17 protein-coding genes are annotated in these 18,590 nt (G+C 44.3%); 11 read left to right on the top strand and 6 right to left on the bottom strand.

Features of this window, described 5'->3' with window-relative positions; translation table 11 throughout:
* Positions 1-6: 6 nt before the first annotated feature.
* The 6 genes from B9A91_RS07685 (at position 7) to B9A91_RS07660 (ending at position 6,128) form a co-directional block, all read left to right on the top strand.
* The gene (locus B9A91_RS07685) at positions 7-756 is read left to right on the top strand and encodes a rhomboid family intramembrane serine protease (RefSeq protein ID WP_084237774.1); all 750 of its coding nucleotides are present in this window, start codon (positions 7-9) and stop codon (positions 754-756) included.
* Positions 749-1,612 carry a rhomboid family intramembrane serine protease gene (locus B9A91_RS07680; RefSeq protein WP_084237773.1) on the top strand — a complete coding sequence of 288 codons (864 nt, stop codon included), beginning with the start codon at positions 749-751 and terminating at the stop codon, positions 1,610-1,612. The genes B9A91_RS07685 and B9A91_RS07680 overlap by 8 nt, the downstream gene beginning before the upstream one ends.
* Complete coding sequence (locus tag B9A91_RS07675; RefSeq protein WP_084237772.1) at positions 1,612-2,721, top strand: endonuclease/exonuclease/phosphatase family protein; 1,110 nt, start codon at positions 1,612-1,614, stop codon at positions 2,719-2,721. Before B9A91_RS07680 ends, B9A91_RS07675 begins: the two co-directional genes overlap by 1 nt.
* 18 nt (positions 2,722-2,739) lie before the next feature.
* Positions 2,740-4,200, top strand: coding sequence for a cysteine--tRNA ligase (gene cysS, locus B9A91_RS07670; RefSeq protein WP_084237771.1), 1,461 nt, complete (start codon positions 2,740-2,742; stop codon positions 4,198-4,200).
* 82 nt (positions 4,201-4,282) lie between these two features.
* The gene (locus B9A91_RS07665; RefSeq protein WP_200815614.1) at positions 4,283-5,149 is read left to right on the top strand and encodes a DUF4440 domain-containing protein; all 867 of its coding nucleotides are present in this window, start codon (positions 4,283-4,285) and stop codon (positions 5,147-5,149) included.
* A 94-nt stretch (positions 5,150-5,243) separates the two neighbouring features.
* Complete coding sequence (locus B9A91_RS07660; protein ID WP_084237769.1) at positions 5,244-6,128, top strand: glycerophosphodiester phosphodiesterase family protein; 885 nt, start codon at positions 5,244-5,246, stop codon at positions 6,126-6,128.
* Between the two features lie 3 nt (positions 6,129-6,131).
* Here the strand turns inward: B9A91_RS07660 and B9A91_RS07655 are convergent, their stop codons facing one another.
* The 3 genes from B9A91_RS07655 to B9A91_RS07645 form a co-directional block, all read right to left on the bottom strand.
* Positions 6,132-7,094 carry an AAA family ATPase gene (locus tag B9A91_RS07655; protein ID WP_084237768.1) on the bottom strand — a complete coding sequence of 321 codons (963 nt, stop codon included), beginning with the start codon at positions 7,092-7,094 and terminating at the stop codon, positions 6,132-6,134.
* 6 nt (positions 7,095-7,100) lie between these two features.
* Positions 7,101-8,465 carry a peptidylprolyl isomerase gene (locus B9A91_RS07650; RefSeq protein WP_084237767.1) on the bottom strand — a complete coding sequence of 455 codons (1,365 nt, stop codon included), beginning with the start codon at positions 8,463-8,465 and terminating at the stop codon, positions 7,101-7,103.
* Positions 8,466-8,534: 69 nt separating this feature from the next.
* A complete protein-coding gene (locus B9A91_RS07645; RefSeq protein WP_084237766.1) occupies positions 8,535-9,125 on the bottom strand; it encodes a hypothetical protein in 591 nt (196 codons plus the stop codon).
* 105 nt (positions 9,126-9,230) lie between these two features.
* On the opposite strand from B9A91_RS07645, the gene B9A91_RS07640 reads away from it, so the two are divergent.
* The gene (locus B9A91_RS07640; RefSeq protein ID WP_084237765.1) at positions 9,231-9,800 is read left to right on the top strand and encodes a hypothetical protein; all 570 of its coding nucleotides are present in this window, start codon (positions 9,231-9,233) and stop codon (positions 9,798-9,800) included.
* A gap of 1 nt (position 9,801) precedes the next feature.
* Complete coding sequence (gene rdgB, locus B9A91_RS07635) at positions 9,802-10,380, top strand: RdgB/HAM1 family non-canonical purine NTP pyrophosphatase (RefSeq protein WP_084237764.1); 579 nt, start codon at positions 9,802-9,804, stop codon at positions 10,378-10,380.
* On the opposite strand, the gene B9A91_RS07630 is transcribed toward rdgB, so the two are convergent.
* On the bottom strand, positions 10,355-12,463 hold the full coding sequence (locus B9A91_RS07630) for an OstA-like protein (protein WP_084237763.1): 2,109 nt from the start codon (positions 12,461-12,463) through the stop codon (positions 10,355-10,357). The two genes, rdgB and B9A91_RS07630, sit on opposite strands and share 26 nt — an antisense overlap.
* A gap of 71 nt (positions 12,464-12,534) precedes the next feature.
* On the opposite strand from B9A91_RS07630, the gene tilS reads away from it, so the two are divergent.
* The 3 genes from tilS (at position 12,535) to bshA (ending at position 15,653) form a co-directional block, all read left to right on the top strand.
* A complete protein-coding gene (gene tilS, locus B9A91_RS07625; RefSeq protein WP_084237762.1) occupies positions 12,535-13,875 on the top strand; it encodes a tRNA lysidine(34) synthetase TilS in 1,341 nt (446 codons plus the stop codon).
* A 72-nt stretch (positions 13,876-13,947) separates the two neighbouring features.
* The gene (locus tag B9A91_RS07620) at positions 13,948-14,433 is read left to right on the top strand and encodes a hypothetical protein (RefSeq protein ID WP_084237761.1); all 486 of its coding nucleotides are present in this window, start codon (positions 13,948-13,950) and stop codon (positions 14,431-14,433) included.
* A 68-nt stretch (positions 14,434-14,501) separates the two neighbouring features.
* A complete protein-coding gene (gene bshA, locus B9A91_RS07615; RefSeq protein WP_084237760.1) occupies positions 14,502-15,653 on the top strand; it encodes an N-acetyl-alpha-D-glucosaminyl L-malate synthase BshA in 1,152 nt (383 codons plus the stop codon).
* Between the two features lie 2 nt (positions 15,654-15,655).
* Here the strand turns inward: bshA and B9A91_RS07610 are convergent, their stop codons facing one another.
* Together B9A91_RS07610 and B9A91_RS07605 are read right to left on the bottom strand one after the other, a co-directional pair.
* On the bottom strand, positions 15,656-16,774 hold the full coding sequence (locus B9A91_RS07610) for a lactonase family protein (protein ID WP_084237759.1): 1,119 nt from the start codon (positions 16,772-16,774) through the stop codon (positions 15,656-15,658).
* A 3-nt stretch (positions 16,775-16,777) separates the two neighbouring features.
* Complete coding sequence (locus tag B9A91_RS07605; protein ID WP_084237758.1) at positions 16,778-18,148, bottom strand: pseudouridine synthase; 1,371 nt, start codon at positions 18,146-18,148, stop codon at positions 16,778-16,780.
* Positions 18,149-18,590: the final 442 nt, after the last annotated feature.

Genomic DNA, 18,590 nt, shown 5'->3' with positions numbered 1-18,590 from the left:
GAATAAATGAACAACATCCATATCCCACCTGTAGTAAAGAACCTGCTGATCATTAACGCACTGTTTTTTGCCGCGAAATATGTAATGAAAAATATCGGGGTCGACCTTGATTATATGCTTGGTGCTTTCTATTTTGATTCTCCGTTCTTCCGCATATGGCAGCTGCTTACCTATATGTTTATGCATGGCGATTTTTTGCACATCTTCTTCAATATGTTTGCCTTGTTTATGTTTGGCGGTGTGCTGGAAGCCAGGTGGGGCACCAAACGTTTCATCAATTTTTACCTGATTACCGGACTGGGGGCCGTAGCCCTGCAAATGGTGGTTCAGGCTTATGAAGTCTATCAGATTACAGGTATGTTTATCAATGTGCCAATTACCGACCTTGTGCACCAGGGCAACTATATCCAGGGCAATATTCAGATCCCGGGATTGACAAAGTCTGCCACAGAGACCTTGCTGGGTACGTATGGCGCCCCAATGGTGGGGGCATCGGGTGCCATTTTTGGCTTGCTGGTGGCTTTTGGGATGTTATATCCCAACACTGAAATGTATGTGATGTTCATCCCCATTCCTATTAAGGCCAAGTACCTCATCCCGGTGTATATCCTGATGGAGCTTTCTCTGGGCGTAGCAAAAGTTCCGGGCGATTCCATAGCCCATTACGCCCACCTTGGAGGTGCATTGCTGGGCTTTATCCTGGTCAAGATCTGGGGCGACAAAAACAACGATAGATTTTATACTTACTATGAATAATAACCTGTTTAAAGATTTAAAATATAAAGTATTTCAATCAGGCAACCCTTTATTCTTTTATATAGGGATAAATACCCTTATTTTCGTAGCATTTGCACTGATCAATATCCCGTTTTTCCTCTCCGGCAAGGGTGGAGTTGCTTATGAGGCCTGGATCAGGGAATATGCCGGTTTCCCGGCATCCGTAGCGAAGCTGCCCTACAGGTTCTATACCATCTTAACCTATCAGTTTTTTCATGATGGCCTGCTGCATATTCTGTTCAATATGCTTTGGCTATACTGGATGGGCAGGATCTTTCTGGATTTCCTGAAACCCCGGCAGTTTCATTTTGTATACCTGGCCGGAGGTTTTGCCGGTGCCCTGGTTTTCCTTGCCGCTTATAATGTTTTTCCGGTGTTTGCTACGGCGCTGCCTGCAGCAACTGTTATCGGTGCTTCTGCATCTGTTATGGCCATTATTGTAGCTACTGCCACGCTGGTGCCCGATTACAGCATGCGTTTGTTGTTTTTGGGAGATGTGAAACTGAAATATCTGGCCCTCGCTTATATCGTGCTTGATATTATTGGTGTTGCAACCAAAGGTGCCGGTGGAAGTTTCGCCCACCTGGGTGGGGCGTTTTTTGGCTTTGCCTATATTAAACTATTGAGGGGCGGGACCGATTGGAGCAATATATTTAAACGCAAACCAAAATTAAGAGTAGTAAGAAACGAATCTTCCGGGGCAGGAAACAAAAAACAGTCCGACAAGGTGAACCAGGAAGAAATAGACAGGATACTGGATAAAATTTCTAAATCGGGCTATGATAAGCTCAATAAAGAAGAAAAGGAAACGCTGTTTAAAGCAAGTAAACATTAATGAAAAAAGGTAAACCAACATTTGTAGATCAGCTTGTCCGCTTAGGCGCACTTGTCCTGCTCATTGCCCTTGCACTGGGTATTGTGGCGGGCATGTGGGACCCGCGTAAACAAAAACTGATCGCTTTTTTTGGTCTGGCCTATCCTTATATCCTGCTGCTCAATATACTCATGATTGTCTGGTGGTGCTTCAGGGGCAGGTGGTCTTTCGCTTTCGCCACACTTTTGCTGATCCTGACTGGCTGGAGATCGCTCACCACCACCTTTGGCTTTATTGGTACTGAAGGTCTGGGCCCTAAAGCCGATCCGGACCTGATCAGGGTCATGACCTATAACGTACATAGCTTTAAGCCCTACGGACAGGAAAATGTGGAGCCGGTAAAGCAGCAGATGCTGGATCTTATAGAGGAAGAAAACCCCGATGTGATTTGTTTCCAGGAATATTTTACACGCAGAAAGGGGAAGTTTGACATTACAGATAGCCTGAAGAGGATCCTGAAAAACCCGTACTATTATTTTGTACCATCATCCGAAAATGATTATGAGGCTACCGGACTGGCCATTTTTTCTAAATATCCAATTCAGGATAAAGGAGAGATCAAATTTGTAAATGGCTGGGGCAATGGGAGCATATTTATTGATATCCTGGTTGGAAAAAAAACAATGCGCATCTATAACGTACACTTGCAATCTATTTCTTTTGATAAACAGGATTACAATTATATTGATCAGGTAAAACAAAAGATGGACCCTGAACTGTATCCCTCAAAAAGGATTCTGGTAATGCTGAGGCGGGCCTTTTTAAAACGCAGTGCGCAGGTAGATGTGATGAAAGCCCACATGGCCACCTGTAAAACACCTTTCCTGATTGCAGGCGATTTTAACGATACACCGGCTTCCTATGCCGTAACTCAACTCACAAAATCACTTAAAAATACTTTTAAAGAACAAGGGACAGGTTTTGGCAAGACTTACAACGGTAAGTTCCCGAACTTTCAGATCGATTATATTGCAACTACGCAGGATATAGATGTGATGAATTACCGCATCATTGGTGCGCGATTGTCAGATCATTTTCCTGTTCGCAGCGATTTGAGATTAAATCCCTAAAATATTTACCTTTGCAACATGGATAAAGGCCTACAACTGTACAATACACTTACACGAAAAAAAGAACTTTTTGAACCCCTTAACGCGCCTCACGTAGGAATGTATGTTTGCGGGCCAACCGTATACAGTGATGTTCATTTGGGCAACTGCCGTACTTTTATTTCTTTCGATTTAATATTCAGGTATTTAAAATATAACGGTTATAAGGTGCGCTATGTGCGCAACATCACCGATGCCGGGCATTTGGAGGGCGACCGTGACGAAGGCGATGATAAATTTGCCAAAAGGGCAAAGCTGGAGCAGCTGGAACCTATGGAAATTGTTCAGAAATATACCCTTGGCTTTCATGATGTGCTCAGGATGTTCAATACCCTGCCTCCGAGTATAGAACCTACCGCAACCGGGCATATTACCGAGCAGATAGAAATGATCAAGGTGATTATGGACAACGGTTATGCCTATGAGGCCAATGGTACCATTTATTTTGATGTTGAAAAGTACAGTTCAAAATACAATTATACCATTTTAACCAACAGGAACCTGGAAGACATGCTGGCCAATACGCGCGAGCTGGGTGGACAGGATGAAAAGCGCGGACGGCTCGATTTTGCCTTATGGATTAAGGCCAAACCTGAGACAATTATGCGCTGGCCATCACCTTGGGGAGTGGGATTCCCGGGCTGGCACATTGAATGCTCGGCCATGAGCGCCAAGTATCTGGGCGATGAGTTCGACATTCATGGGGGAGGAATGGACCTTGCCGCAACACACCATACCAACGAAATTGCACAATCTGAAGCCTGCAGTCATAAACAACCGGCTAAGTACTGGATGCACACCAATATGCTGACCGTGAATGGTACCCGCATGTCCAAATCGGCAGGTAATGGCTTTTTGCCGGGCGAGCTTTTTACCGGCGATCATCCTTTACTTGAGCGTGGGTTCAGCCCGATGACGGTTAAATTCTTCATGCTGCAGGCACATTACCGCAGCACACTGGATTTTTCGAATGAAGCGCTGGATGCTTCTGAAAAAGGTTTCAGGAGGTTAATGAACGCAGTAAGCCTGTTGGATAAATTGACGCCTTCGTCCGAAAGCGACTTTGAAATAGGACCGATCATCGAAAACTGTATCAAAGCCATGAACGACGATTTCAACAGTCCGGTTGTAATTGCCGAATTGTTTGAGGCTGCACGCATCATCAACACCATATATGACGGAAAAGGAAAGATCAACGCCGCTGAGCTGGAAAAGCTGAAAAAGCTGATCAGCGATTTTGTGTTTGAGATCTTTGGTCTGAAGGACGAAGAAAGTTCCAATACAGAACTAAATGACGTGCTTGACCTGATCATAGACATCAGGAAAACTGCAAAGGAGAATAAAGATTATGCCACTTCCGACAAAATCCGCCTTGGTCTGCAAAGCATGGGCATACAGCTAAAAGATAGCAAGGAAGGCACTACCTGGAATAAGGCGTAGCGCATGATGTGCAATTGTTAATTACTTTTTAAACCAACGAAAACATCCAAACCCTATATTCGTATCCTAACTATTTAAAATTATGATGAACAAGTTTCTTTATACCATTGCTGCCGCATCCCTAACGTTACTGGCACCCGCTGCTTATGCACAGAAATCAGATGGAAGCACCAAATCGCTGGTAAAGGCAGAAAAAGAATTTGCAGAGAGCCTGGCAAAACATGGCGCTAAAACCGCCTATACTAATTTTGCTGCAGACGATGCCCTGGTGTTCAGACCAAACCCTGTTAATGCAAAGACCTTTTACAGCTCGCAGCCAGAAAGCAAGGACATTAGCTGGAGCCCAACCTATGCAAGGGTGTCCAGAAGTGGCGACTGGGGGTTTACAACCGGTCCGTATACTGTAGGAGGTGAAAAACCTGCTTACGGTCAATTCCTGTCTGTATGGAAAGCTAAAAATGGCAAATGGGAACTTGCTTTAGATCTGGGAACGACTACCAACAAGCCGCTCAACAAAGTAAGTCCGGAGTTTATTGAACCAAAAGATTCCTATAAGCCTAAATTCCTGACCGACAAGCAAAGGGCGGCAGCGGCGGATATCATTGCTACTACCGAAAAAACTTTGAATACCTCGCTAAAATCATATGGAATTGCCGCTTTTTCAGGCTTTTTAAATCCGGATGCCAGGTTACTGTTCCCGGGCTATGAGCCTATTGTGGGTAAAGACAAGATTCTGCCTTTCTTTAACAGCATGGTAAGTAAAGTATCTTTCAAAACCACTAAAGTGGAGAAAGCCGATGGGGGTGATTTTGCCTATACCTATGGCGTTGCTACGGTAGATTATAAAGCTGAGTTAAGGGAAAGCTTTAACTATGTGTTCATCTATGAGCGTCAGGCAGACCACAACTGGAACATCATTGTTCAGGTGTTTGCACCCGCGGAACGCTAAATCTCAATTACAACATACAAAAGGTCACCTGATTGGTGGCCTTTTTTGTTTGGCTTCCAATAAATCCTTATTTTATGCCGTTATTTAATAATAAATGAAGAAACTAGTACTGATTGCTTTATTTGCCCTGACATTCCAGGTCAGGGCCCAGAAATTTATGTTGGTAGGTCACCAGGGGGCCAGGGGAATCATGCCTGAAAATACCATCCCGGGAATGATCAAGGCCCTTGACCTGGATGTCACTGTACTGAACATGGGTGTCGTGATCTCCAAAGATGGCGAGGTTGTCCTTTCGCATGAGCCTTATTTTAACAACGAAATCAGTACCCGACCGGATGGAAAAGCCATCAGCTTTAAGGACGAGAAAAAATACAACATGTTCAACATGGACTATGAGGAGATCAGGAAGTTTGATGTAGGTATGAAACTGCATAACCGCTTTCCGGGGCAAATGAAGATGAAAGTCTACAAACCCCTGCTGACCGAGACCATCGATTCCGTAGAGGCTTACGTCAAACAAAACAAACTTGAAAAACCCATTTATAACATTGAGACCTCACTGATCAGGAAGGGCGATGGGGTATTTCAGCCTGATGCCTCGGTATTCATAGAAAAGATCATGGAAATCGTGAAAGAGAAAAAGCTTAGCAAAAGGGTGATCATACAGTCGCTCGACATGCGGACATTGCAGTACCTGCACGAATACTTTCCTTCCATCAAAACCTCGTTGATGATTGATGAAAAGCAGGATTTTGAAGAAAGCATACAGGCCCTGGGCTTTACCCCAACTTACTACAGCCCGTATTACGTATTGGTAGGAAAGGGCTTGGTAGACCGCTGCCATGCCGCAGGGGTAAAGATCATTCCATGGACCGTAAATACGGCTAAGGACATGAGGTACTTAATTAACCTTGGTGTTGACGGCCTGATTACCGACTATCCCAATCAATATACCCGTGTAATGCAGGGCGGACAATAATATTTAATACAGGTTTTTAATGATGTGTTCTACCGACAGGCCTTCGGCTTCTGCACGGTAATTGCGCACAATACGGTGACGAAGGATAGCTTCGGCCACGGCCTGCACATCCTCAATATCAGGAGCGTATTTTCCCGAAATGGCGGCATGGCATTTGGCACCGATTACCAGGAACTGTGAGGCCCTTGGTCCTGCGCCCCAGTTGATGTATTTGTTCACCTCCTCTGTCGATAAAGCGGTATTAGGGCGTGTTTTGCCGGCCAGTTTAACTGCATATTCCACTACATTGTCTGTTACAGGAATGTTCCGGATCAGTTTCTGGAAATATTGGATCTGGCTGGCATTGATGATTTTGTTCAGACTCACATCAGTATTGCTGGTAGTGTTCTTTACAATCGTCAGCTCATCGGCAAAGGAAGGGTAGCTCAAATGTACATTGAACATAAACCTGTCCAGCTGCGCTTCCGGCAGGGGGTAGGTGCCTTCCTGCTCAATCGGGTTCTGGGTGGCCAGTACAAAGAAGGGGTTGGGCAATACATGCCTGATGCCTGCTGCGGTTACGGCCTTTTCCTGCATGGCTTCCAGCAAGGCTGCCTGTGTTTTTGGCGGTGTCCTGTTGATCTCATCCGCCAGGATAATGTTCGAAAATATAGGGCCGTTGATAAACTTAAAGTTCCTGTCTTCACCCAGGATCTCGGCCCCGATGATATCGCTGGGCATCAGATCTGGTGTAAACTGGATCCTGTTAAAATTCAGGTCCAGCACATTGGCTACAGTTTGAACAAGTAAGGTCTTGGCCAGGCCCGGGACGCCCACCAACAGGCAGTGCCCGTTGCTGAAAATGGAGATCAGTACAGATTTAACGATCTCGTCTTGTCCGATAACAACTTTGCCTATTTCGGCTTTTATATTGTTGTACGATTGATGCAGGGCATCAACGGCCTTGATGTCATTTTCAAACTGCATAAGCCTTTATTTATTTGCAGATGGGGCTGCTGTCCACATTTTCAGTTCATCGCAGTTTACATACTCCTCATCAATACGTACATAGGTATCTTTCCTTTTTTTCTCAAACCATAAACTCATTTCGCGGTTGGTTTTATCCTGCTGCGCATATTCTTTAAACTTGGCGTAATCCTGCTCTAAATTTCCTTTATGAGGAGGGATTTTAGATTTCAGGTAAAGGATCTTGTAGCCTTCTTTGCCACTCTGGTCTGTAAAAAGTGTTGGGGTCGAAATCCCGCCAACCTTCATGGTATCTGCCACAAGGAATACTTTAGGATCCAGCTTGTCGGCAGGTATAAAGGTTGTTCTGGCGGTAACATTATCGGCATACAGCATCATACCTCCATTATACTGCGATTCCTTATTGTCTGAATATTGTGAAGCTGCGAAAGAAAATGGGATTTTCTTGTCGATCAGGTTTTTATAAATGGTATCGGCATGAAGTTTAACACGCTCCAGACTTGCTGGTGGGTTTTGCGGGCGGATCAGGATATGACGTGCATGAACCTGCTCGCCACGACGTTCAACTACCTGTAAAAAGTGGAAACCATGCTCGGTTTCAAACACTGGGGATAGTTCCCCAGGCTTTAATTTAAAGGCCCAGGCGGTAAATTCCTTAACCATAGAGGTACGGTCAAAAAAGCCCAGGTCACCGCCCTCGCTTGCAGATCCGGGGTCTTCAGAATAAGACTTAGCCAGGAAGGCAAAATCCTCGCCACTTTTAACCCTTAAACGCAGGGCATCAATCTTGTCGTAGAATTTTTGCTTTTCTGCCTTGGTTGGCTTGGGGTACATTACAATCTCCCCGATCTCAAATTCCGTAGGGATATCTGGCAGGCTGTCTTTTTGATAAGAGTCAAAATATTTTTTAACCTCCAGCGGAGTAATGTTGATGTTTTGGGTGATGTGGGCTTCCATTTTTCTGGAAATCAGCTGTTCCTTGATGTCTGGTCTGATCTCGTCCTTATATTGAAGAACCGAGCGTTTTAGAAATTCCTCCAAACGCTCCTGCCCGCCAGCCCGCTGGATCTGGTAGCGCATTCTTTTTTCTACCTCTTCATCTACCTGGCTATCCTCTACCGTAATAGAGTCTATCTCGGCCTGCTGCTTCAAAAGCTTGTTGGTCAGGATCTGGCGCAATATTTCACATTTGATTTGGGGATTGTCCGGATTTCCCATGTTCAGGTATTGCGCGTATTGCTGGTTCAGGTCAGACAACAGGATAATATTGCTTCCAAGCACAGCCACCACTTTATCTATATTTTTCTTTTGTGCCTGAGTATTTAAAAACAAACAGATCAATCCGCCTGCAATCACTAAAAATTTCTTCATTATATATTTATTCAATTGTATTCCTTTTTTGCAAATTTAACATTCTCTATCATCTAATGGCAGATTAACTTACAACTTTGCCAGTTTCTTTACCTCATTCTGGTTAATCTTTACCGTATATTTCTTTCTGAGTGTATTTATCCATTCTTTCTCCAGTCGTTCCTGGTAATCGGCTATCACCTTCCCCTTCACTTCTTCAAAGGCCGCAGGTAAATAGGTATTCTTGTTTTGCTCATAAAAATTCCGGAGCTGGTTTTCGTCATTCTGTGCCTTGTTCCAGATCCTGATTTCTGATACATTGAACATCAAAGCCGCTTCTTTATATTCATTCATGAGCAGCTGGTAAGCCGGACTTGTTTTGGCTATTCTCTTTTGTGCCGCAAGCGCAAGCTCGTAATTCTTTACTTCCGAAAGGTAGGCCGTATCTGTGTCCAGTCCCATTTCTTTAGCGTCCAGAACTTTAAGTTTAAAATTGATATACTGATGCAAATAAGTCTCCAGTTCTGCATATGCAGCCGCACCGCTACCCAAATGATTTTTTTTGTAGAACCACATGAATTCCTTGTTACCTATGGATTTCCCGTTAATGCTGGCTACATTTTGAGCAAAAGCACCAGCAGCAAAAAGACTTAAAGTAACAGCGCAATAAACTTTTCTCACAAAAGAGTATATATTTTTAAGGCATAAAAGTAATAAATAAAGGCACTATAAGAAGATATTTAACTAATTTTAACAGAAAAAATATTCCGAGCAAAATTGTCATTGATGAATAGCCCCTTAACCGCTGGTAAAGAAGCCCTGCACTTATTTTTTACCGATGATGTTTACCTGGTAAATGAGCCTGGTTTACAACCTGATGTTACTGGTTCAATACCTGAGGCCAGCCCTTTGCAACAGGAAAAGAACATGCCTGCTGGCAGCCCTGAAACCCCGCTGGTTCAGAAACAGCCTGATTTTAAATTTTTAGGTAAGAACCAGCGCAATATTCTTATTCTGGTAAACGATCAGCAAAACGAAGTGAGCGATGAAGCAGGCAGGGAGCTGCTCCGTAAAATTGTAAAATCTGTAAACCTGACGGCCAATGATTTTGCCCTGCTGAATTATGCTGGCTATAGCGGTGTAAATTTTAAGCAATTGCTGGATTACTTTTCCTGCAGCCTTGTCTTTGCTTTTGGTGTTAAGCCCGAGGAGCTGGCATTGACCGGGCACCCCAAAAACACTATTGTAAATGAAGCGGCTGTAAGGATCATCTTTGCTGATGAGTTGCGCAGCCTGGATCAGAACCCCGCAGAAAAAAAAGCACTATGGGGCAGCCTCCAAAACCTTGGATTATAAAATGAGAGAACTTGTATTTGCAACCAATAACCTGCACAAAACGCAGGAAGTAAGTAAGCTTTTGCTGGGCCAGTATAAAATATTGAACCTTAATGACATTGGCTGTGATGTGGATATCCCTGAAACCGGAAACAGTTTTGCAGAAAATGCTACACTTAAAAGCCAGTATGTGGTTGACCATTACCAGATTGATTGTTTTGCCGACGATAGCGGCCTTGAAATAGCGGCCTTGAACCAGGAGCCGGGTATCTTCTCGGCCAGGTACTCAGGTGTTAGGAACGATCAGGAAAACTTAAACCTGGTACTCCAGAAAATGAAGGGGCAAAGTAACCGTAAAGCCCGTTTCCGAACGGTAATTTCCCTTGTCCGGAATCAGGAACATTTTCTTTTCGAAGGTATAATTTATGGCAATATCCGTGAAACACCGTTTGGAACACAGGGATTCGGCTATGACCCTATCTTTGAGCCGGAGGGCTATACCCAAACCTTTGCCGAAATGAGCATGGAAGAGAAGAACAAGATCAGCCATCGTGCCCTGGCCATGAACAAGCTCATTACTTTTTTAAAGGAACAGGCTTAGCTTTTGTATTGCCGGTTTTAGACGTTGTTTTAGCAGGAACTCCGGCTGCTGCTTTCTTTGTCGCAGCTTTAGCCTTAGGCTTACCGTTGATCACTTCTTTTTTGGACAAGGGCCGTTGTTCTGGCCGCCAGGTAAAGCCCGTCAGAAATACATCCTCTTTTAATTCGGCAATCGGTGTACGCAGGCCTTCAGGTTCCTTTATGGTCACTATCCTGCTGATCTGCTTTTCCTGAAAAAGTATTTTTATCCGGGCACTTACCGTCTGGTTCATGTCTGTATAGGCCTCTTTTTTGTCCTGGTTAAAATAAATGCTCTCCGCATTCCCATCTACAAACATGTTCTTCATTTTGCCGTCCTTAAAGAAGGCCGTGATCAATTTGCCCTTGATTTGGTTGTACCTGGCGGAATCGGCATTTACATTTACCAGGAATGCTTTTTCCAGTACCTGCAGGGTATTCAGCTTTTTGTTCTTCAGCTGCAGGTAAATGGTATCTCCGGTTTGTTGCGAGCCTTCCGACCATAGGATCGGATCTTTGTACCACCTCAGCGTCGAATCTGCACTGGTATAGAACAACGAATCGGCCCTGGCCTGCATGTTTGCTTTATACACCCTTACATTGTGATAGGCTTTAATGACCCTGGTCCGTACCGTATCCTCCGGGTTAAAAGGGATAGAGTCCTTAACCTTTATATTTTTGAGTTTACCGGCATCCGCTTTTCCTTTGGCCAGAAGACTATCGGTTTTGGCTTTTGGTGGCAAACCGGCCTTAATGGTTTTGCTGATACTGTCTTTGCCTTTCGTTGCAACAGGTGCTATCTTTTTGGTAAGCACCGAATCTTTCCATCCAGGCGGTGCTTTTTTTTGCAGGGTGGTGCTGTCCTTTAGCAGGCTATCTTTAAGTACGGAGTCTTTGAGCTTCAGGGCAGGGATTTCAGGAAGTTCCAGGTCCTTATTGTCTTTCTTTTTGCCCCGCTTTTCAGGTTTTTTCTTAACTGTGCTGTTTTCGGCTAAAACTTTTGGACTGGTTGCGCCTACTTTGGGCTCCTTCTTTTCGTCTTTTTCTTCTTCCCCAAGCTCATTATCCTTTTTGATGACCGGGGAAGAAATCAGTTTCAGGGTCTTTTTTAACACCATCTGTGTTTCCAGGGTATCGGCACCCATCCACAAGCTGTCGGGCTGCAGCTTGTTTTTTACCTTTATAGAGTCGGCCGTGCCCATGCCTACATAGGGGTTTTTGGTTACGAGCGTACGCTCGTCTTTTTTATAGTAGAAACCCAGCTGTCCGTACATTACCGTCTTATCTGCAGTATCCTTAAATACAATGTTCCTTACCGCTTTTCCATAACCGGCAATGCCGTCATAATATAAACTATCACCTTTCAGTGATTTTGTGCCCATGGTATACAGGTTCTTTTTCCCGAAATAGGCATATTGTGTTTTTGTGTTGTAAGCACCATTTTCTGTATACAGGTTGTCGTCTTTGCCTTTGATATTGGTGGGGCCATAAAAATACGTCCAGTTGGTAAAGGTATTGTAACGAAGGGTATCTGATTTGATGACGCTTTCCGGAGTAACTACGACTACATTGTACCTGAAATAGGCATCGCGGCTGTTCGAAAAATAATACCCGTTTTTACTGGTCAGTGTGACATCCTTATTTACAATTTTTCCCCCACTTACATAAGTCCCTACTTTGCTGGCCATATTGTAATCCAGGATATTGGTGGTCAGCACTGATTCCTTGTCAATCATCCGTACATTGCTGGTCAAATGTGCGATTTTGGTGTTTCCGTTATAGTTCAAACGGTCGGAATAAATATTGATGGTGTCGGCCTGGTTGATGTGCACGTTCCCATAAGCATCAAAAATGTTCTTGGTTACATAAAAAACGGCACTATCGCAGGTCAGTGTCGCATTATCTTGCCGGAATACAGGTTTTCTTAGATAAGAGATGCTGTTGTTTTTATCTGCAACATTGGTTGTAGAGGCTTCATAATGGTCAACATTGATCTTGGTCTTCTGCTGCGCCAGCACAGCGAAGGGGAAAAGCAATAAGATCAGGAAATAACGTAATTTCTGCACGCTACAAAGTTAGTTTTTTGCTTGCTGGTTTATATTCACTATTTAAATATTTATTTCTCTATTTTTGAGCAATGTTACCCCTTCAGAACTTTAAGGACTTTATTGCTCAGCATGCCCTTTTCCATGCAAAAGATAGAATTTTGCTGGCGGTTAGCGGCGGTAAAGATTCCGTTTTGATGGCGCATTTATTTAAACTCTCCGGATTCAGTTTTGGTATTGCACATTGCAATTTTAATTTGCGGGCCGATGAATCCCAGCGGGATGAAGCATTTGTGAAAATGCTGGCCGCTACGCTGGATGTACCCTTTTATGTCAGGCATTTTAAAACCAAGGCATTTGCTGCAGCACAAAAGGTTTCTACCCAAATGGCTGCAAGGACCTTACGCTACAATTGGTTTGAAGAAATCAGGGATACGCATAAGTATACTTGTATTGCCCTGGCACAGCACCAGGACGATGCCATAGAAACCGTGTTACTGAACCTGGTGAGGGGGACGGGTATTGCCGGAATGCATGGTATTTTACCAAAAAGGGACCGCCTGGTAAGGCCGCTGTTGTTTCTTACGGCCAAAGAGATTGCAGTACTGGTAGAGAAAAACAAGATCGACTATGTGGAAGACAGTTCTAACAGCAGCACCCAATATGCACGTAACAAAATAAGGCTAAATGTAATCCCTCAGCTTAAAGAGATCAACCCAAACCTGGAGGAAACTTTTGAACACAACATCAGGCGCTTTGCCGATACAGAGCTGGTGTTGCAACAGACTGTGGCTAATTTGCGGGAAAAGGTATGGATAGAAAAGCAGGGCGGTTTGTATTTGCCTATAAAAAGCGTTGCTGAACTGAGCCCTCAACAGCTGCTGCTGTTTGAGTTGTTGAAGCCCTTTAATTTCACAGAAGCAGTAACTGCAGAACTTCTGGCCAGTCTGGACAAGCAAAGCGGAACTTCTTTTTATAGCACTTCCCACCGCATTGTGGTTGACCGCGAAAATCTCATTGTCACTGCGCTTACTGCTGCGCAAACCATGCCCCAACATTTAATTCACCCACAAGACCAAATGCTTAACCTGGAAGACATGCAATTGCTCATCTCCAGATCAGCAAAGGTGTATTTTGAGAAAGATGAGCTAAAAGCTTATGTGGATACAGAGAAACTGATTTTTCCGCTTGTACTGCGGGGATGGCAGGCTGGCGACCGCTTTAAGCCAATGGGGATGAACGGTTTTAAAAAACTAAGCGACTTTTTTATCGGTCAGAAAATTCCTCTGGGCAGCAAAGACCAGGTGCCCATACTGCTGAATGGCAATGGGGAAGTGATCTGGGTTGCCGGGCTGAGACAGGACAACAGGTATAAGCTTACAGAAAACACCAAAAGTGTAACCATTTTTGAGTTGAGGCATCTAAGGTCATGATAGCTTCATTAAGCGATAAAAAGAAGTGATGCTATTGAAAAAACCTTAACTTTATTGCACAAACATACACACATGGGGAACCGATACGCTTTTTTTGAGAAACAGTACATTGGCCGCGATTACATCAGGATCTGCATCAGATTGGTAATGGCCGCTTTTTGTTTTGCCGCTTATGTTTATGAAAGGGACCGCGACAATACCGAAGACCTTTTCCTGATCGTAGGTTTTGGTATTATTGGTGTTTCCATCATCCTGCTTTTCCTGATCCAGTATAAAACCATCGTAGACCAGAAAAAGATCATTATAGATGGGCTTTGGTCGGCAAAAAAAGTGGAAATCGACCTGAATTCGATCGTTAAGGTCAGAAAAGACGTTTACAGCAATTACCTTTTCAATAACCCGGTATACAACCTGCACCGCAAGGGAAGCATCAGGTTCTATTCCTCTGGAAAAGATGCCGTTGTGCTTACAGACCGCGACGGGTTTGAATACTATATTGGTACGCAGCGCCCGAATGAGATGTACCTGGTTATCCAGGAGGAAATGAAGCGTAATTAAATAATTGCAATTGTTTAACACAAAGATCAGTTTAAGTACTGTACTTTGCAGCGTTAAATAATTTCGAAATGAAAATAGGTATTGTTTGTTACCCCACGTTTGGGGGGAGTGGTGTGGTAGCCACTGAACTTGGTAAAGCACTAGCTGATGAGGGCCATCAGGTACACTTTATCACCTACAGTCAGCCTGCCCGGCTCGATTTTTTCTCTGCCAACCTGTTTTATCATGAAGTATCGGTACGCGATTACCCGCTGTTTGATTATGCCCCCTACGAATCGGCATTGGCCAGTAAGCTGGTAGATGTGGTGCGTTTCGAAAAGCTGGACATCCTCCATGTACATTATGCCATTCCACATGCTTCGGCAGCCTTTATGGCCAAGCAGATCCTGGAAACCTATGGCATTCATATCCCTTTTGTAACCACTTTGCATGGAACCGACATTACCCTGGTGGGTAAAGACCCAACCTATAAACCTGTGGTTACTTTTTCCATCAATAAATCTGATGGTGTAACTACAGTATCCGAAAGCTTAAAGCACGATACGGAAGAGCATTTTGAGATCACGAACGAAATTAAGGTAATCCCGAATTTTATCGATTTCTCCCGCTTCAGCTTAAAGCCTAAGGATCATTTTAAAAAAGCCATAGCGCCAAATAACGAGCGGATCCTTATCCATACCTCTAACTTCAGGAAAGTAAAACGTACGGCCGACGTGATCCGGATTTTTCAAAAGATACAGGAGAAGATCCCATCTAAGCTGCTGATGGTAGGAGATGGCCCTGAGCGTGCTTCCGATGAACAATTGTGCCGCGATCTTGGCATTTGCGAGCATACCCGCTTTCTGGGCAAGCAGGACGCGGTAGAAGAAATCCTATCCGTGTCTGATCTGTTTTTGATGCCTTCAGATTCTGAGAGTTTTGGACTGGCTGCCCTGGAAGCGATGGCTTGCAAAGTGCCGGCAATTACTTCCAATTCTGGTGGTTTGCCTGAGCTGAATGTAGATGGCTTCTCTGGCTACATGAGCAATGTAGGGGATGTGGAAGATATGGCGCGTAAAGCCATCAGTATTCTGGAAAGTGATGAAACGCTGAAACAGTTTAAAGAAAACGCATTTGCAAGGGCGAAGGATTTTGATCTGAAAAAAATTCTGCCTTACTATGTAGCTTATTACAATAAAGTAATTGAAGAATCGCGCAAACTTAATGAAGTAAAAATATAAGCTTATTTAACAGGGGCAAAGATCAGGCAGACCGGCGCACCGATATCCATTCTTTTACCGGTATCCTTTAAGGTGCCGGTTTTTTTGTTGCGCTCAAAAATCACTACGTCATTGGTGTACTGGTGGCCAACAAGCAGGTACTTTCCAGTCGGATCAATAACAAAGTTGCGAGGTCCCTTGCCCATGGTACTTACTGTCTCTACAAAGCTGAGCTTTCCATCGGGTTTTACCGCAAATACAGAGATCGTATTGGCATCACCGCGGTTCGTCTCATATAAAAATTTGCCATCAGGGGATACATGAATATCAGCCGCATCAACCCGTCCTTCAAAATCTTTGTCTACAGTGCCGGTTTCCTGGATTTTGGTCAGCGCTCCATTGGCATAACTGAAAACTGTAATGTTGCCGTTAAATTCATGTGCCAGGTAGGCAAACTTTCCGTTCGGACTAAAAGTAAGGTGTCTGGGGCCGCTCCCCGCATTGGTTTTGGTGACATTTTTCAGGGTCAGGACTTTGTCGCCCCCCATCGGGTTGTAGTTGTAGATATAAACCTGGTCTTCCCCAAGGTCGGTGCATACTATATATTTTTTGTCGGGCGTAAACTGTACCTGGTGTGCGTGCGCGCTTTCCTGACGTTTTTTCGGGTCTATACTTTTACCGGTATGCTGCACCAGTTGTTTTAACGGACTTAAGGAGCCATTGCCTTCGATACTGAAAACCGATAAACTACCGCCGCCGTAATTAGCCGAGAAAGCATGTTTATCATTGGCCATTACAAAGCATGGACCTTTGCTGGTGGTGGCTTGTTTATTTAAAAAACTCAGTTCACCTTTTACACCGTCAAAACCGAAGGCAGCTACGGCGCTGTTGTCCGGGGCTTCGGCTACCGAGTAAACGAACTTGTTGTTTTTTGCGATTGCCAGGTAGCTGGGGTTGGTAACGGCTTTGGCCACACTGCGGAGTTTAAAATCTGCAGTGTTAAGGTCGAAATTATAAATGTAGATCCCCTCACTTTTACCCGGACTGGTATAGGTGCCCACTATTAGGTTATAGTCTTTCTTTTGTGTGAATCCCTGTGTTGAGAAAATCAGGACCAGTAAAAGTGAGGCGATGCTGCGCATATTTTATTTTATAAGGTGTTTAATCTGGATCAGTTCATGTTCTTCCAGGTAACGCCATCTTCCACGCGGAAGATCTTTCTTGGTCAGGTTGCCATATACCACGCGGTCTAACTTCACTACTTCGTATCCCAAATGTTCGAATATACGACGTACGATACGGTTTTTGCCACTGTGGATCTGTATGCCTACCTCACGCTTGGAGCCACCCGCCACGTAAGATACGGAATCTGGTTTAATAATTCCGTCTTCCAGTTCCAGACCAAACGCGATTTTATTCAGGTCGCCCTGGCTCAGGTTTCTGCCAAGTTCAACGTGGTAGATCTTGGTGATGCCATTTTTTGGGTGCGAAAGTTTATCTGCAAGATCGCCATCATTGGTCATCAGCAACAGGCCGGTAGTATTCCGGTCTAACCTGCCTACGGGGTAAATGCGTTCGCGACTGGCTTTTTCTACCAGTTGCATTACCGTACGGCGCTCCTGTGGATCGTCAGTCGTGGTGATGTAATCTTTTGGCTTATTGAGCAATACATAAACTTTCTTTTCGCGTTTCAGCAGTTCGCCATTGTAGCGTACCTGATCTTTTACCGGATCTATTTTATGACCCAGCTCTGAAACCACTTCACCGTTTACAGAAACCACGCCTGCTTCAATCAGTTCATCGGCTTTACGACGGGAGCAGATCCCGGCGTTGGATATGTAGCGGTTCAGGCGGATGAGTCCATCGTCTTTCTGTACCGGATTTTTCCTGCTGCGCATGGTTGGCGCTTTTTCCGGGCCGTTCCAGGTATTGTTGCGCTCCTGGCGGCTGCGTTCCGGACGTTCGCCGCGCTCTCCACGCTCTCCACGTTCTCCTTGTTTTTTGAAAGAAGGCCTCGCGCTGTCATCTTCCCTTTTTCTGAAAGGCCTGCTGTCGGTACTTCTTGGACTTTGTCCTTTTTTATCGTCAAACTTCCGGAAAGGCTGATCGCCATCCGAATTGAATTTATCTTTCTTAATGTAACTGCGTTTGTTCTCTCCGTATGGATTTTCTTTTGAGGCGCCAGGTTTGAAATCTCTGGAACCCGTGTTTCTTGAACCAAAGTTTTTAGGTTCTGAATCTTTTCTGAAGCCTTTGGTTTCTGCGTCTTTGCTACCCCTTGCCCTGAAATCTTTCTTGTCATCTGTCCTGGATTTAAAATCCCGGCTGTCCCCCTCTTTTGGTGTTCTTGGCTTGAAATCCCGGGAGCCACCAAATTTATTGTCTTTCCCCTCTTTGTCGTCAAACCTGCTTTTTCCCTTGTATGAAGATTTTTCTTCTGGTTTTTTGCCTGTTGTGCTTCGGTTTCCCGGTTTGGACTTGTCATCCCGACTGTTCCTGTTGTTGTTTTTGATCATGATACGCTTTTAACCGCATAATTTATGCGGCGACAAATTTAGGTAAAATTGGGCTGATTTGCAATTTTTGGCTTGGGTCCGTTGGCTGTGGTGTTTGTGTTCAGTTGGTACGCGTTCGGGATGCACCAGAGTTTGCACATGGATTAAGCAGGCGTTAGTTAGGGGTTGGGTAAGCTTTAGGGTATGCCAAGGCCTACCCAACCCCTAACCAATGCCTAACCAAGGATTAACCAATCTGGGTCGCATTCCGAACGAAAATCAAACAAATACCGGAAGAAATTCAGGATTTAAAAGGGATGTTTTGAGGCCAAAATGGACTTTGCATAAGACTCCCAATTTCGCTGGCTGAAGATAAATAAAAATCGCCGCCTAATCATATTTAAACGCAGATTTTGAGGGTTAAATTTGTAATTAGTTGATAATTAACTAAATATGTCGTATG

Source organism: Pedobacter africanus (assembly GCF_900176535.1).
Lineage (GTDB): Bacteria > Bacteroidota > Bacteroidia > Sphingobacteriales > Sphingobacteriaceae > Pedobacter > Pedobacter africanus.
Note: the sequence above shows the minus strand (reverse complement) of the source record. Positions and strands in the feature narration are given on the sequence as shown.